Origin of the sequence: Bifidobacterium subtile (assembly GCF_000741775.1) — a bacterium.
Classification (GTDB): Bacteria; Actinomycetota; Actinomycetes; order Actinomycetales; family Bifidobacteriaceae; genus Bifidobacterium; species Bifidobacterium subtile.
In genome coordinates this window covers 194,841-209,534 of the sequence record NZ_JGZR01000001.1, presented here as the reverse complement: position 1 = coordinate 209,534, position 14,694 = coordinate 194,841, and the positions used below count along the sequence as shown (strand labels likewise).

Here is a 14,694-nt window from a genome sequence, read left to right as displayed (position 1 = left end):
ACACGGTCGATGCAGCTGGTGCATTGGACAAATTCGAGGCCATCCAGTACACTCATCATCTTGTGCGCGGGTGGCGAACGCCGCTCGGGCCAATGCCGCTTTAGCTCAGTTGGTAGAGCGTCTCACTCGTAATGAGAAGGTCGACAGTTCGATTCTGTCAAGCGGCTCCACTGTTTCCCCAATCGAATGTTCCTGCGAAGTTCAGGTTTCCCGTCTGTTCTCCGTCCTTTTCAGACCGTTGCCCAACACTTTCACGGGAAATGCGCCGAGGCCCTGTTCGGAACACTGCTCCGGAACCCCAGTCACGAGGCAGTACGTCAGAACCCGCCCGCGAACCACGGGATGAGCACATGGTCGGCGAGGATAAGGAGGAGCCACAGGATCGCGATGACGATATACGGCCCTAGGTGGGAGCGGCTGACGGCGATGAATTCGCGGATGAATGCGGCCGGCCAGTAATATCCCTTGGTGCTGCTGCCTACGCCATCGGCATTCAGCCCGAGCTTATGCGCATATTCACTGGCGCGGAACACGTGGTAGTCGCTGGTCACGAGCGCGGCGCGATAGGCGCGTGGTCCAGAGCCGCTGCGCGCACCCATGATCTTCTTCGAGAATGCGAGATTCTCCATCGTCGTCGTGGAACGGTCTTCCATCAGGATGCTGCCCTCCGGGACGTGGCATTCCTCGATCAGATACTTGCGCATGGCCGCAGCTTCGCTGACAACCTCGTCGCCGCCTTGCCCTCCGGATGCGACGAGCACGCCATGGCGCTTCTGGCGCTGCCACAGCTCCACGGCCTTGTCGACCCGGCCGCGCAGCAGCGGGCTCGGCCTGTCGCCATCGAGACCCGCGCCATGGATGATGATGTAGTCATAGCGGCGTTTGCGCGGCAGGGTGCGGTACACCCAGGAATATACGAGCAACGCGGCGAACGAGAAGAAGAACCACAGCCCTTCGAGCAGCGCCAGACCGATCAGGTTCGTCAGCCAGCGCAAGCCGGCGCCAAGGCCCCATATGAACAGCGCGAGGAAAAGAACGATGGCGAAGGCCAAGGCGCCTGGCAACATGGTGGCGAGCGACAACCCCTCTCGCCGGATGACGCTCACCGAATTTGCTATGAGAAAAAGAACCACCAGGAACGGCGCAAAGCCAACCGCTACGATCGCCAAGACGATAAGCCATTCCTGCTCGGAGATTATCAGCCCTGCGCCGATCAGCGAAATCTGCAAAAGCATGAACCAGATGGCGTTGCGGAACTGCCTGGGCTCGTTGAGAAATGATACGAGGAACACCGCCGCGAATACGGCCGCAGGCGCGAACAGCGCTGCGACCGCCCAAGGATTCAGACCCATGTCCTCCCCTTCTTTCGCTGTGCGTCGGTATTGCGCGCAGACACTGCAATCCATCTTAGCGGGCTGGCCCGCTGGGCACCTGTACAGGGCTCGTGCGGCATGCGCACGCTGCACGCAGCTATCGTGCGTTCGGCGCCGCCTGAAATCAACAGGGCGGTCGCGGATGCGCCAAACATTGATATATTGGTATGGTTTATAGCCGAAGAACGAGAGCGGGGCGCATGTCAGTACAGCAGGAAATAACGTTGCAGTCGGATATGCGCCGCGTCGTCGAGACGCTTCACGGCGAGGAGACCAGCGTCGCCCCGTACCGCCGCGAGTACCGCCAATTGCTCGACAATCACGGCAAGATGATTCGCGCTACGCTCGTCGTGCTGTTCGGCCGGGCAGCCGGCGGCAACGCCGGCAAGCTCGATGGCCAGGTCATCACTGGCGCGGCGGCGATCGAGATGCTGCATCTGGCCACGCTCGTGCACGACGATGTGCTTGACTCTGCTCCTATCCGGCGCAATCAGCCCACTGTGCACACCACCGCCGGCAACAAGGCGGCAATATATCTTGGCGATCTGATTCTGTCGCGCTACATGGAGATCATGGCACAAATCGCCCCGAGCACCGATTTCCTGCGCGAGCAGGCCTCGACCGTCTGCGAGATCGTCGGCGGCGAGCTGCTGCAGGAAGCGGCGCGCCATAACGCCGAAACGACGCTCGATTACTATCGCAAGGCCATCGGCGGAAAGACCGCCGCGCTTTTCCGACTCGCCTGCCTCACCGGAGTGCGGCTGGGCTCGCAGGCCCTCGACCCAGCGCTGCTGGAGACCGCGCGGGCTTTCGGCGATCACGTCGGCATGGCTTTCCAGATCATGGACGATATCGCCGATTTCGATCTCGCGCACGATACCGGCAAACCCAAGCTCGAAGACGTGGCGGATGGCATTTATACGCTTCCCGTGCTGCTGGCGCTGCGCGATAATCCCGATGTCGCCGGGCTGCTCAGCCGCAACGACCCAAAACTTGTGGAGGACTATCTCCAGCTGCATCCTGAGCTGATCCGGCGTTCCCAAGATGAAGCCATGCGGCATCTCGACGAGGCCGACGCATGCCTCGCCGGATCGGCGGACGCCTTCCAATCGGCGACGATCCGACAGATCAGGGATGTGCTGCGCCGCATCCGCGGGCAACTGTAGCTATGCCGTGAGTTCGCCGACGTCGAGCCGGTAGAGTTCGCGGAATCGCGCGTTGCTGCGATAGAGCTCGTGGGGCGCACCTTGCATCGCGATGCGCCCGGATTCGAGGAATACCACGCGGTCCGCGTCCTCGAGACCCTGCAAGTGATGGGTCACCCACAGCAGCGTGCGCTGCCGGCTCACACGCAAAATCGTGTCCATTAGCGTGCGTTCAGTGATCGGGTCGAGGCCGATGCTCGGCTCGTCCAAGAGGATCACCGGCGTGTTCTTGAGCAGCACCCTGGCCAAGGCAAGGCGCTGGCGCTGGCCGCCGGAGAGCCGCCGGCCCGATTCGTCGACCGGCTCGGCAAGCTGATTCGGCAAACTGCGGACGAAGTCGCCGAGCTGCACGTCATCCAGCGCCTGCCAGACGTCGCCATCCGACGCATCGGGCCGGCCAAGCCGCACATTGTCACCGATGGTCGTATTGAATACGAAGGCCTGCTGATTCAGGTAGCCGAACAGCCGCGCACGTTCGGCCTGCAATGCCCGCACGGGTATGCCGTTGACGCGGATCTCGCCGCGCTGAGGCAGGAGATCACCGAGCAGCAGCTGCAGAATCGTGGTCTTCCCTTCGCCGCTGGGGCCGAGCAGCGCCACTTTCCGGCCAGCCTCGATATGCAGACTGAAATCGTCGAGCAGCATGGGTTGGTCGGGACCGTAGGAGAACGTCACGTGGTCGAAATCAATGGCGCGCAGCGGCCCGACAAGCTGCTGCTGCACTACTTCGTCCGGCTGGTGCGCCTCGACGCGTTCGGTCAGCGCATTGAGATGCCCCAGGGAATCGTTGTACAGCGGCACTTCGGCGAAGGCTTGCGCGACGACGATGAAGCAATCGATCAGCGGGAACAACGACAGCACCACGGCGGCCGCGAAATCCGCTCGGCTCGTACTGGATGTCAGGAACAGCGCCGAGCCCGCCAGCAGACCAACCGCCATCACAGCGAAGATCATCTGGATGGCGAAGTTGCGCCAGCGCTCGAACCGCTTCTGCTCGGCCTGACTTGCGCCAATCTGCGCAAACTGTTCGGCCCCGTTCGCGCTGAATTCCTCGCCACGATGCGTGATGAACCAATCGCTTAAGCCTAGGTAGCTTTCGGTCACGGCCGTGTATTCGTGCTGCTGCGCCGCCTTTTCGCGTGCGTAGCGGGCATCGGAGAACGCCAGCGACATCAGCGGCACGGCGATCAGCACCAGCGCGAAGAGCAGGAACAGAATCAGGCTGGTCTGCCACGAGAAGACGCCGACGGCTATCGTGACGACGATCCACATGATATACGCCACGATCGTGGGGAAAATTGTGCGCAGGTAGAAGTTCTCCAAATGGTCCAGATCGTCGGCCAACAGGCCCAGCACTGTGCCGGTCCGCTCGTGTTCGGTCAGGAATGCGGCATCACGCGACAGGGTGCGGTACAGCTGCACGCGCAGCTTGGAGACCACGCGCAGCACCCAGTCGTGGCTTGCGATGCGTTCGAGGTACTTGAACGACGGCCGGCCGATGCCGAAGGCGCGCGTGAGCACGATGGGCACGTAGACCGCGAAGATGTTGTACGGGTGGCGAGCCGATCTGCTGATGAGAAAGCCCGAGGTGAACATCAGTCCGGCGGCGCATACGAAAGTAAACGCGCCAACGAGGAAAATCCCGGCCAGCAGCAGGCGGTGCTGCCGCAAGTAGGGCCAGAACCAGTGGTCGTTGCGCCAGATGCGCAGGTACCGTGAGAAGCCGCTGGGGCGTGGAGCGCCATCGTCAATGCCATTATTCGCGGCGTTGCCCATTGAAACATCCTTCAATCTGGTTGCCTCCCATCTCATCGATGAGCTCTCGCAGCGGGCCTTCCCGGTTAAGCAATTGCGTTGGCGCGCCCGCATCCACGATGCGGCCTTCGTCAAGCACGAGCACCTTATCGACATTCGCCAGCCAGTGCAGGCGGTGCGTGGCGAATATCACCAGGTGATCGTGCATAAGCGGCAGCAGGGTCTGTTTGAGCTCGTATTCGGTCTCAATGTCCAGGTGTGCGGTCGGCTCGTCAAACAACAGAATAGAGCGTGATCCGTCGGCGATGACCCGGGCCAAGGCGATGCGCTGGGCCTGCCCTCCGCTGATGCCGCGATTGCCCTCGCCGATCAGCGTGTCCAAGCCATAGGGAAGCATGCCGAGCCAATCGCCCAGTCCGGCCTGCTCGGCGGCGTCGCGCACATCGTCGGCGCCCGCTGACTGGTTGTAGAAGCGGATGTTATCAGCGATGGAGCCGCTGAAAATATACGGCGTCTGCGGAATATAGCTGATATGCCGCTGCCATGCGGGCGCGTTGAAGTGCGCGCGCTGCTGACCATCAAGTTCAATGTCCCCCTGCTGGGGAATGTTGAAACCGGCCAGCATATTGATCAGCGTTGACTTGCCGGCGCCCGATCGGCCGATGATGGCGACTTTCTCGAAGCCGTGCAGCGTGAAGGACAGGTCGTGCAACGCGGGATGGGCATCACCGGGTTGACTGGCTGCGACGGCACCCGCTGTGGCGATTGCGACGCTGGCCGTGTTGCTGGAAATACCGGTATCAGCCTCATCCGCGCCGTTATTCTCATCGCTGACCTTGCCGCCGGCGTCGTTGGCGTCGTCACTGCCTTTTGCGCCGGTTGCGCCACCGTTAGCATCATGCGCACGGCGTTCATGCACACTGTGTTCATACACGCTGTGTTCATACACAAACGCAAGCCCGCGCACCTTCAGCGTGCTGCCGTTCCCCCAGCCTGGCCAGTCAAGGCCGCCGTCTTGTTCAGGTTCGGGCGTACCGAGCAGTCCGTTGATGTCTTGCAGTGCGTTCTTGCCGTTGAGCGTCGCGTGATAGTCGTCGCCGAACTGGCGGATGGGCAGGAAGTATTCCGGCGCGAGAATCAGCGAAAACAGCGCCGGAAACAGCACTACCGTGCCGTTGATCAGCGCGTTGCCCAGAGCTACGGCCATGATCGCAATCGCCAAAGTCGTGAAGAAGTCGAGCGCGAAGGTGGAGGTCATCGCTACTCTGAGCACGCTGTTCGTGCGCTTGCGGAAGCGATCGCTGGCGCTGGCAACCGTGCGCTCGTACTCCTTGTCGACGCCCAGCATCCGCAGGGTCGGCAGGCCCAGAATCGTGTCGACGAACGTGTTGCTCAGCGCGCGGAATTCGGCGTATTGCTTGTCGGATTTGTCGCGGGCCGCGATGCCCAGGATAGCCATGAAGAAGAACAGCAGCGGCAGCACGAGCAGCAGCACGAGGCCGCTGAGCCAGCTTTGCGACCAAACGGCGATCAGCACGATGGCCGGGATGAACGACATATCCATCATCTTCGGCAGCACAGTCCGGATGTAGGTCTTGGTCTGGTCGAGTCCCTCGATCAGCATGGTCACCGATGCGCCCGTTCCCCGCTTGGCCAATGCTGCCGGCCCGAGCCGGAAGACCTTGCGTTGCACTTGCGGCCGCAGCTCATCGACAACGCCACCGGCATAATACGTGGCGACGCGCTGCTTGCCCACTTCGCACAGCTGCCGACAGGCGAAGGCCGTGCCGAATATCGCCACGGGCAACAGCAGCGACGCCATGGCATGCCGCTGCCAGATCTCCACCAACGCGCGTGTCAGGCCATAGGCCTGCGCCACGATGCTGGCGCCCTGCGCCAGCGAAAGCACCGCCAGCAAACCTATGGTCCGTCTGAACCCGGGAAATCGGAACAGGCTTTTGTCGATCATCGCACGCCTTCTTGTCTCATTGCTGGGAACCGCAACACTGCTGCACATGGAAAACCCGTATGCCGTTTAGGCCGTACATCGCCGACGCCTATGCGTGCATCGCTGCAGCCATTGCAATCGTAATCTGGCCGCACGCGGATATTCCCTGCCAACAGCGACCTGTCTGCGTTATGTAGGGCGTTATTTCGCGAGCATCAAGTATCGGGCTGCCGGAAATCGTCATTTTTCTACCAAGGCTCGAGGTGTCATGAGATTAGCGTCTCAACCAGCGCAGATACATGCCGCATGGTGTTTATTCGAAGTATTCCGCCATTCAAAACCAGCTATTTGCGTGGCGCCTGGACGCAGCTAGCTGCAGCTCGTTCGAAGGCTGCGTCGGCATATGCCGACGCAGCCTTCGACGGCCCAGCCCGCCCTCAGCCGCTGTTACTCCGCGTATTTCAGATTGGCGTCAGGCGCATCGACAGCGGGCAGACGCTTGCGTTGGATGGCGTAGCTCCACGCGAAGTACGCCACGACGGCCGGCAGCAGCACGCACAGCACGACGGTCATGATGGCCATGGTGTACGGAGAAGCCGCGGCATCCTTGATGAGCAGATCATTGGCCGCATCGGTCGCGATCATCACGCGCGGGAAGAGACCATTGAAGATGAAGGCGATGATCCCCGCCAGCGTCACGGCCGACGAAATGAAGGCCCAGCCACCGCGATGGGCGAGCGCGGAAGCATGCCCGGCGATAGTCGCCGCGAGTATCACCACGGTGATCAGCCAGCTCGAAACCGGGCGCACCGCATAGAAATCGGTGAAGATCAGCGCAAGCACCACGAACGCTGCGAGCGCTGGATAGGCGATCCAATAGGCCTTCTGCGTCACATTGAGCATCTTGCGCGACATGACGCGGTCGAGCTTGAGGCTCAGGAAATGCAGCCCATGCACGAAGCAGAAGAACACGACGGCGATGCCGCCGACCACAGACAGCCAGTTGAATACGTCGAAGAAGCCAGCCCATGCGTTGCCATCGCTGTCCATCGGCACACCCTGGATGAGGCTGGTGAGCATCATCCCCAGGAAGAACGGCGCGGCGAGGCTGCCGACGAAATTCGCCCACTGCCATATCGAACGCTCGCGGTCGGTGAGCGCATGCGCGGAGAATTCGAACGATACGCCGCGCAGAATGAGCCCGACGAGCACCAGAAACAGCAGAATGTAATAGCCGGAGAACAGGCTGGCATACCACAGCGGGAACGCCGCGAACATGGCGCCCCCGGCGGTGATGAGCCACACTTCGTTGCCATCCCAATGCGGGCCGATGGCACGCATGAACAGGCTGCGCTCGCGGCCATTCTCCGCAATAAAGCGCGTGGCCATGCCGACGCCGAAGTCGAGGCCGTCAAACGCAAGGAACAGCGCGAACAACAGCGCGATGACGATGAACCATAAGCCTTCCAGGAAATTCATGAGAGTGCCACGCTCCTTTCAGTACCACCTGCGTTGCCAGAAACCGAACCAGTTGATTGAGCAGACACAGGCGATGTGCGTTCAGCCGCCCTGGCTTTGCCGGCCGGCAGCTCGCCCTCGCCGTCGGGGCCTTGGTAGAGCACCCGGCGCGAGTAGAAGATCATCACCGCTCCCAGCAGCAGGAACAGCAGGAAGTAGACGATGTTGGTGAATAGCAGGCTCGGCACGGTGGCGGTCGGCGAGACGCCGTCGGCGATGGTCAGCAGCCCGTAGACGATCCACGGGTAGCGTCCGAGCTCGGTGATGAGCCAGCCGCCGGTGGTGCCGATGAACGGCACGAACGTGCACGCGCCCATGATCCACAGCAGCCAGCGGTAGTTCATCAGCGTGTCCTTGCCTTTGCGCGTGAACCATAGCGCCAGGATCGACGCCAGCCCTGCTATTGCCGCGGACAGCGCCATGAATCTGAAGCTCCAGAACAGCGTGGTGACCGGCACATAGTAGTTCATGTCCTTGCCGAACTTCGCGTCGTACTGCTCATGCAGCTCCTTGTTGACCGTGTTCATGCCCTTGACCGAGCCTGATGTGCTGTGATATGAGAGCAACGAGAGCATATAGGGGATCTCGATGCTGTTGGCGGTCTTGTCCTCCTCGTTGATCAGCGAGACGACGGCCCACGGGGCCGGGTCGCTGGTGTCGTTGTATATGGCCTCGGTCGCCGCGAATTTCATCGGCTGATCCTCGATGATGAACTGGGTCTGCAAGTCGCCGGCACCCGTCGCGAACACCGCGCCCACGAGCGCGACCACCGCACCGAAGCGAATCGACTTGGTGAAGAAGACCTTGTCGCCGTCATGCTGCTGCGTGCGCTTGTGCAGCATAGCGAAGGCGCTCATGCCCAGGATGATCATGCCGCCGGTCATCACCGCCGCGAAGATGACGTGCGGGAAGGCGCGCCACAGCTGCGGATTGGCGACCACGTCCATGAAGCTGCGCAGCCGCACATGCCCGGTCGCCTTGTTGATCTCAAAGCCGGTCGGATGCTGCATGAAGCTGTTGGCCGCCAGAATCCAGATGGCCGAGAGCGTCGAGCCCAGCCAGGTCAGCCAGATGAAGATCGCATGCACGCCGGGCTTGAAGCGGTCCCAGGTGAACATCCACACGCCGATGAAGGTCGACTCCATGAAGAAGGCGAGCAGCGCCTCGATGGCCAAGGGCGCACCGAAGATATCACCCATGAAGCGCGAATAATTCGACCAGTTCATGCCGAACTGGAACTCCTGGATGATGCCGGTGACCACGCCCACGGCGAAGCTCAGCAGGAAGATCTTGCCCCAGAATTTCGCCATTTTCAGATAGACTAGCTTCTTGTTCACCGCGTACATCGTCTCCATGATGGCCACGGCGAGCGCCAGCCCGATCGAAACCGGGATGAAGAAGAAGTGATAGATGGTCGTCATCGCGAACTGGAATCGCGACAGCCCCAGAATGGATAGTCCCACGATTATGCCTCTTTTCGAACGATGTTTCGCACGATGTCTGTCTGTGCTGGGTCACGCGCCATGCTTGGCGGGCGGCCCTGCCCAGTTGCCCAGTACTTGCTACCCAGCGTCTTGTACTCAGTATGTGGTGCTCGGTGCCTGTTCGTCAGTACTGTGTTTATTCAAATACTGTGTTTATTCAAATACTGTGTTTATTCAAGCACTGTGTTTATTCAGTACCAGTCTACTGAGTAGCGGTTCACTGAGTGCCAGCGTGCCGAGCGTCTAGTTGCTTTCCAGCATTTCCTTGACATGCGCCAGCTCAAGCACCGAGCGGTCGTTGACCAGGCGTTTGACCATGCTGACCTTGTGGCCTTTGAGTTTCCAATGGCCCATCATGTTCAGCTCGGCCACGCCGGCGTGCGGCCCGAGCGAGCAGACCGTGCCCAGGCTCTTGAAAGTGAACTTGTGCGGTTCGCGGCCGGCCAGACGAGCCGCGATGTTGGCTGCGACCACATCGGCCTGCGCGATGGAAATCTGCGCGGTCGTAGGGTAGAGCCGGCCCGACTGCGCGTCCGGCACGGCGCTGACGTCGCCGACAAGATACTCGTCGGGATGGCCCTTGACGGAGAGATCGTCTTCGACGATCACGCGGTTGCGTTTCTGCTCGTAACCGGAATCGCAGATCACATGGCTGCCGCGCACGCCGGTGGTCCAGATGATCGTGTTGGCGTGGAACTCCTGATCAGCCGTCACCACGACGCCGGGCCTGACCTCGGTGATCATAATGCCGTTGTGGATCTCGACGCCTTTGGAAGTAAGGTAGTCCACCGCCCACTTCGACAGATTGTCGGGCAGCATCGCCAGTATCTTCGGCGAGGCTTCGACGCAGGTGATGCGGATGAGGTCTTCGGGCAGCGAATATTGCTTGGCCAGCTGCGGCACGCGCCAGGCGAGTTCGCCGAGCAGCTCGATGCCGGTGAATCCGGCTCCGCACACCACGATGTGCAGGTCGTTCTCGTCATGACTGGTCGCATAGTTCGCCAGCGTCTTCTCCATATGCTCGCGCACCGCGAGCGCGGAGTCGATGTTGCTGAACGACAGGCTGTTCTCTTCGGCGCCGGGAATGCCGAAGGTCTCCGATTCGAAACCCAGCGCGTTGACCAGATAGTCATAGGCGAGCGGCTGGCTCTCCTTGAGAACCACCTGCTTGCTTTCCCGATCGATGCGTTCCACTGTGTCGATGACGACTTCGACCTTGTCTGAAACGGCATCGCGGATGTCGAAAGTGATATCGGACGGCTCCTTGGTCCCTGCCGCGATCTCATGCAGCTGGGTGGATTCGTAATGGTAGGGGTTATTATTGACCAGAACGATGCGCGCATCCACCTTTTCGTGGACCAGCCGCTTGACCGCGCGCATGCCCGCATAACCTGCGCCTAGAACAGCAATTGTCGTCATAATGTCACCTTCGTACGATGGGACTGTTTCTCTGCGGCAGCACCGCACGACGCCGCATCGCGCCGCGTCGAACCACTGCCTATATTACCTTTGCAAGTATATATACGGCCCGCTTTCGAAACGGTCAGGAGCGGGCGACGCGCAGCCGATTCGCCCGATTATGAGGGAAATATCACATTTTGCGGACACTGTGTTGCGAAAATGCAGTATGCGCTTCAAAGGCACAGCGCCTCCAGGAAAATGCGACGCAATTGGGGCACATGAGCGCCGCGATGACGTCGGACGCGTACGCGGATCTGTTCGACGTTGATCTTGATGCCGTCGGTGAGGCCATGAATGATATTCTTCTCGGGCATGCACTCAAAACAAACGCGCTCAGAACAGGTTCCGGAGGACGCGTAAGTTTTTCTTTGCCCAGTGTTTCCAGTGCTTTTCGGCTCTGTTCTCGGTGTGCGCACAAAGGGGCTCGAACCCTCACGGCCGCAAGGCCACAGGAACCTAAATCCTGCGCGTATACCAATTCCGCCATGTGCGCGATGCCACGGCAACGGTGATGGTCGCATGGCCCCCATTAATCTAGCATGCCTCCGGGAGCGAAGCACCATGCGCCATGCCCGATAACAGCCGAGGCCTATCATGGCTGGTGACATACCAAATGCGAACGCCGCCGCCAGCCCAGGGAAGAAGAAGCCATGTCTGCGATCATCCAGCCGACGACGCTGTTGCTCATCATCTTGGCCGGATATCTGTTCAAACGCGCCCGCCTGTTCGGCCCGCTCGATTACCGCGTGCTGCAGACCGCCGAGTTCAATCTGGTGCTGCCTGGCGCCATCATCTACTCCTTCGCCACCAACCCGCATCACATCAGTCTGCTCGCCATCTCGGCGTTCTCGCTGACGGCGGCTCTGCTGCCCGCGCTGGCGATCTTCCTGAGTTCGCGGCATCGCCCGGTGAGCGACCGCGCATTCCTCATGCTCAACGGCTCCGGGTTCAACATCGGCTGCTTCTGCTTCCCCGTGCTGCAGTCCCTGCTCGGCCCATCGGCGCTCATTCCCGCGGCGATGTTCGACATCGGCAACAGCGTTATGGTCGCGGCCGGCACCAACGTCATCATGCAGACCCTGCTGCACATCGAGCCGGGCAAAACCCTCGCGCAACAGCACGCCGGGGCCGCACCGACCTTGCCATACGTTCGCCCGGCGGATCGCGACGCGCGTCGGCTGCGACGGCGTGCCCTGCGGCGCAATGTGGCGCGCGGATTCCTCACTTCGCCCTCGTTCGACACGTATATTCTTATGGTGCTGCTCATGCTGGTCAACATCACAATACCGACGTGGATCGCGACGGTTTCGCAGCCCTTCGCCTCGGCCAACGCCTTCTGCTCGATGCTTATGGTCGGCATGCTCACCGAATTGCCACGGGATTCGCATGATATCAAGGCCGTGCTCACGGTAATCGGCTGGCGGCTGCCGTGCTCATTGATTTTTGCCACGGCGGCATGGTTCCTACTCCCCTTCGACCCGCTCGTGCGCGAGGCCGTAGCGCTATGCTGCTTAGCCCCCACGGCGATTTTCTCCACGATGTTCACCGACAAAGTGCTCGGCAACGCCAGACTCGCCGGCTTCACGCTGTCGCTGACCGCCGTGATCGCCATCGTGATGATGATGGGCTTCCACTTTTTGGTCGGCGCATGAACGCGGGGTTTGGGCACCAATTCCACCCAAGCCGCGCACGTGTTGCACCCTTAGCGACCGTTATGTAGCGATACTTTGTTGCTGGCGCTACAAAACGGACGATAACGAAGCCTTAGCGACCGAATTGTAGCGGTAAGGGCAAGATAACGCGACAAAACAGTCTCGGGCAGGACGGATTCTGCGTCCTGAGATCCCTGAATCTAACGGTTCGAAAGCAGTCGCTCGATGCTGGGCATCAGCGCGGCGATGGCCGTGCCACGGTGGGAGATAGTGTTCTTTTCGGCCGGCGTCATCTCGGCGCTGGTCAGCGGCTCGCCGTGCTCGTTCGTGCGACCGGGCTGGTCGTCGGGCACGAAAAGCGGATCGTAGCCGAAGCCCTGCTTGCCACGCGGAGTGCGGATGATGCAGCCCGGCATATCGCCGGTTTGCACGTATTGCGCGGCGATGGCATACGGGGTTGGGGTTGCGCCGTCATTATCGGCGTTACGGTCACCGTCCTCGACCGCGCCGCGCTCGCCGCCCCTGTCATGTTCGGCGATACCGGCGGCACTAAAGTCGGTGTCAGTCCCGAAGCCGACACCGTTCGTGCCGCGGTCGTCAGCGTCCGCAGCCACGTCAGCGTTGGCATGGTCGCTGTCGGCAGCGTCATCAACAGCCATGGCGCCAGCTTCAGCGGCATCGGAGACGGAGGCATCCGCCGCAAAGCCTTCCGGCACCGCCAATGCGGCGGCGCAGCGGAAGCGTGCGGTGCGGTGCGCATCTGGAATATCCGCGATCTGGGCCAGCAGCAAAGCGTTGTTCGCCTCGTCGTCGCCGTGGACGCCGGACCAGCGCGCCGACAGAATGCCCGGCGCAGCGCCCAGCACGTCGACGATCAGTCCGCTGTCGTCGGCGATGGCGGGCAGCCCAGTGCGGCTGGCGACATCGCGGGCCTTGAGCAAGGCGTTCTCCTCGAACGTCGTTCCGGTTTCCACCGGATCAGGCAAGCCCAACGAACCTGCGGAGACCAGCTCCACCTCGTCGGCTTGTGCGCCGAGGTCTTGCTGCAGGATACGGCGAATCTCGACCAGCTTGCCTTCGTTATGCGTGGCGACGATGATTCTCATACATGCTCCTCCAATGTGCGATTACTGATGCTTGCAATCAATGTGTGGAATGACAATGGCACGCAGCACGCGGCACATAGCACGTCACAATATAGCGCGTCGAAACGCTGAACGGCCGCCCGTGATTGCCCGGCACGGCCGCTCCGCAATCGCCAGCGCATCAGCCTTGTGCGAGGGCCTCGCTCTGGGCCTGCTGCAATTCGCGGTTGCCCTTTTCGGCCAGATCCAGCAGCGTGCCGAGCTCCTCGCGGTTAAAGGGGCGATGCTCGGCGGTGCCTTGAATCTCGATGAAGGCGCCGGCGCCGGTCATGGCCACGTTCATGTCTGTCATGGCCCGGCTGTCCTCGGCGTAGGGCAGGTCCAGCATCGGCACGCCGTTGATCACGCCGACCGAAACCGCGGAAACGGCATCGGTGATGACCTTGTCAGCCGACTTGATGTGATGCTGCTCCTCGGCCCAGCGCAGCGCATCCACCAGAGCCACGTACGCCCCAGTGACAGAGGCGGTGCGGGTGCCGCCATCGGCCTGCAGCACATCGCAGTCGAGCTGTATCTGATTCTCGCCCAAAGCCTTCATGTCGATGACGCCGCGCAGACAGCGACCGACAAGTCGGCTGATCTCATGCGTGCGGCCGCCTATCTTGCCGCGCACCGATTCGCGGTCGGTGCGCTGGGAGGTGGCACGGGGCAGCATCGCATATTCGGCGGTGACCCAGCCAAGGCCGGAATCGCGTCGCCAGCGGGGCACGCTGTCGGTGAACGTCGCCGTGCACATCACACGCGTGTTGCCGCATTCGATCAGCACCGAACCCTCCGGCGCATCGGTGAAGTGGCGGGTTATCCTCACCGGCCGCAGTTCGTCGATTGTGCGGCCATCGGCGCGAGTCACGGTCGCGTCGCCCATCATATCCTTGATTTCAACCATGCTTTCAACCTATCACCACGCATGGCGCGGCTGCCTGCAACGGGCACACGCTCGACGCCCCTCTGGAAACGCATGTCGCGCGAATCATATGCGCAGGCTTATCTCAAGTCAGCAGCACCATCTGCCGTTTCGCGTAGCGTCCGTCCACGGCATCCCGAGCATCCCGAGCAGCCCGACACGCGATACTACAGCGGAATATCACGACCAATGACATTGCCCAATCCGGCACCCAGCCAGCGCAACGGAAACCACGGCCGGCACAACTGC

At 61.3% G+C, this 14,694-nt stretch carries 11 protein-coding genes and 2 tRNA genes; 3 read left to right on the top strand and 10 right to left on the bottom strand.

The window, feature by feature from the left end:
• The first annotated feature begins 94 nt into the window (after positions 1-94).
• Positions 95-170: transfer RNA gene (locus BISU_RS00960), tRNA-Thr, on the top strand.
• 147 nt (positions 171-317) lie between these two features.
• On the opposite strand, the gene BISU_RS00955 is transcribed toward BISU_RS00960, so the two are convergent.
• A complete protein-coding gene (locus BISU_RS00955; protein ID WP_024464393.1) occupies positions 318-1,352 on the bottom strand; it encodes a YdcF family protein in 1,035 nt (344 codons plus the stop codon).
• 221 nt (positions 1,353-1,573) lie between these two features.
• Between BISU_RS00955 and BISU_RS00950 the strand changes: the two genes are divergently transcribed.
• On the top strand, positions 1,574-2,539 hold the full coding sequence (locus BISU_RS00950; RefSeq protein ID WP_033502742.1) for a polyprenyl synthetase family protein: 966 nt from the start codon (positions 1,574-1,576) through the stop codon (positions 2,537-2,539).
• On the opposite strand, the gene cydC is transcribed toward BISU_RS00950, so the two are convergent.
• The 7 genes from cydC to BISU_RS00920 form a co-directional block, all read right to left on the bottom strand.
• Positions 2,540-4,354, bottom strand: coding sequence for a thiol reductant ABC exporter subunit CydC (gene cydC / locus BISU_RS00945; RefSeq protein WP_081672805.1), 1,815 nt, complete (start codon positions 4,352-4,354; stop codon positions 2,540-2,542).
• Positions 4,335-6,302, bottom strand: coding sequence for an ABC transporter ATP-binding protein/permease (locus tag BISU_RS00940; RefSeq protein WP_024464390.1), 1,968 nt, complete (start codon positions 6,300-6,302; stop codon positions 4,335-4,337). Before BISU_RS00940 ends, cydC begins: the two co-directional genes overlap by 20 nt.
• Positions 6,303-6,728: 426 nt before the next feature.
• Positions 6,729-7,760, bottom strand: coding sequence for a cytochrome d ubiquinol oxidase subunit II (gene cydB, locus BISU_RS00935; RefSeq protein ID WP_024464389.1), 1,032 nt, complete (start codon positions 7,758-7,760; stop codon positions 6,729-6,731).
• On the bottom strand, positions 7,757-9,262 hold the full coding sequence (locus BISU_RS00930; RefSeq protein WP_226839129.1) for a cytochrome ubiquinol oxidase subunit I: 1,506 nt from the start codon (positions 9,260-9,262) through the stop codon (positions 7,757-7,759). The genes cydB and BISU_RS00930 overlap by 4 nt, the downstream gene beginning before the upstream one ends.
• Before the next feature lie 264 nt (positions 9,263-9,526).
• Complete coding sequence (locus BISU_RS00925; protein WP_024464387.1) at positions 9,527-10,702, bottom strand: NAD(P)/FAD-dependent oxidoreductase; 1,176 nt, start codon at positions 10,700-10,702, stop codon at positions 9,527-9,529.
• A 215-nt stretch (positions 10,703-10,917) separates the two neighbouring features.
• Positions 10,918-11,058 (bottom strand): hypothetical protein, encoded by a 141-nt coding sequence (locus tag BISU_RS12355; protein WP_155803845.1) that lies wholly within the window; start codon positions 11,056-11,058, stop codon positions 10,918-10,920.
• Between the two features lie 95 nt (positions 11,059-11,153).
• Positions 11,154-11,237, bottom strand: a tRNA-Leu gene (locus BISU_RS00920).
• A 157-nt stretch (positions 11,238-11,394) separates the two neighbouring features.
• Here BISU_RS00920 and BISU_RS00915 point away from each other — a divergent pair.
• Complete coding sequence (locus BISU_RS00915; RefSeq protein ID WP_024464386.1) at positions 11,395-12,396, top strand: AEC family transporter; 1,002 nt, start codon at positions 11,395-11,397, stop codon at positions 12,394-12,396.
• Positions 12,397-12,596: 200 nt separating this feature from the next.
• On the opposite strand, the gene BISU_RS13045 is transcribed toward BISU_RS00915, so the two are convergent.
• Both BISU_RS13045 and rph read right to left on the bottom strand, forming a co-directional pair.
• Positions 12,597-13,502 (bottom strand): non-canonical purine NTP pyrophosphatase, encoded by a 906-nt coding sequence (locus tag BISU_RS13045; protein WP_024464385.1) that lies wholly within the window; start codon positions 13,500-13,502, stop codon positions 12,597-12,599.
• Between the two features lie 160 nt (positions 13,503-13,662).
• Positions 13,663-14,427, bottom strand: coding sequence for a ribonuclease PH (gene rph / locus BISU_RS00905; RefSeq protein WP_024464384.1), 765 nt, complete (start codon positions 14,425-14,427; stop codon positions 13,663-13,665).
• Between the last annotated feature and the right edge of the window lie 267 nt (positions 14,428-14,694).

Bases quoted from the DNA above. Each gene is read 5' to 3' on its own strand.
- BISU_RS00955 (WP_024464393.1), bottom strand. From the start codon at position 1,352: ATGGGTCTGAATCCTTGGGCGGTCGCAGCGCTGTTCGCGCCTGCGGCC.
- BISU_RS00950 (WP_033502742.1), top strand. From the start codon at position 1,574: ATGTCAGTACAGCAGGAAATAACGTTGCAGTCGGATATGCGCCGCGTC.
- cydC (WP_081672805.1), bottom strand. From the start codon at position 4,354: ATGGGCAACGCCGCGAATAATGGCATTGACGATGGCGCTCCACGCCCC.
- BISU_RS00940 (WP_024464390.1), bottom strand. From the start codon at position 6,302: ATGATCGACAAAAGCCTGTTCCGATTTCCCGGGTTCAGACGGACCATA.
- cydB (WP_024464389.1), bottom strand. From the start codon at position 7,760: ATGAATTTCCTGGAAGGCTTATGGTTCATCGTCATCGCGCTGTTGTTC.
- BISU_RS00925 (WP_024464387.1), bottom strand. From the start codon at position 10,702: ATGACGACAATTGCTGTTCTAGGCGCAGGTTATGCGGGCATGCGCGCG.
- BISU_RS12355 (WP_155803845.1), bottom strand. From the start codon at position 11,058: ATGCCCGAGAAGAATATCATTCATGGCCTCACCGACGGCATCAAGATC.
- BISU_RS00915 (WP_024464386.1), top strand. From the start codon at position 11,395: ATGTCTGCGATCATCCAGCCGACGACGCTGTTGCTCATCATCTTGGCC.
- BISU_RS13045 (WP_024464385.1), bottom strand. From the start codon at position 13,502: ATGAGAATCATCGTCGCCACGCATAACGAAGGCAAGCTGGTCGAGATT.
- rph (WP_024464384.1), bottom strand. From the start codon at position 14,427: ATGGTTGAAATCAAGGATATGATGGGCGACGCGACCGTGACTCGCGCC.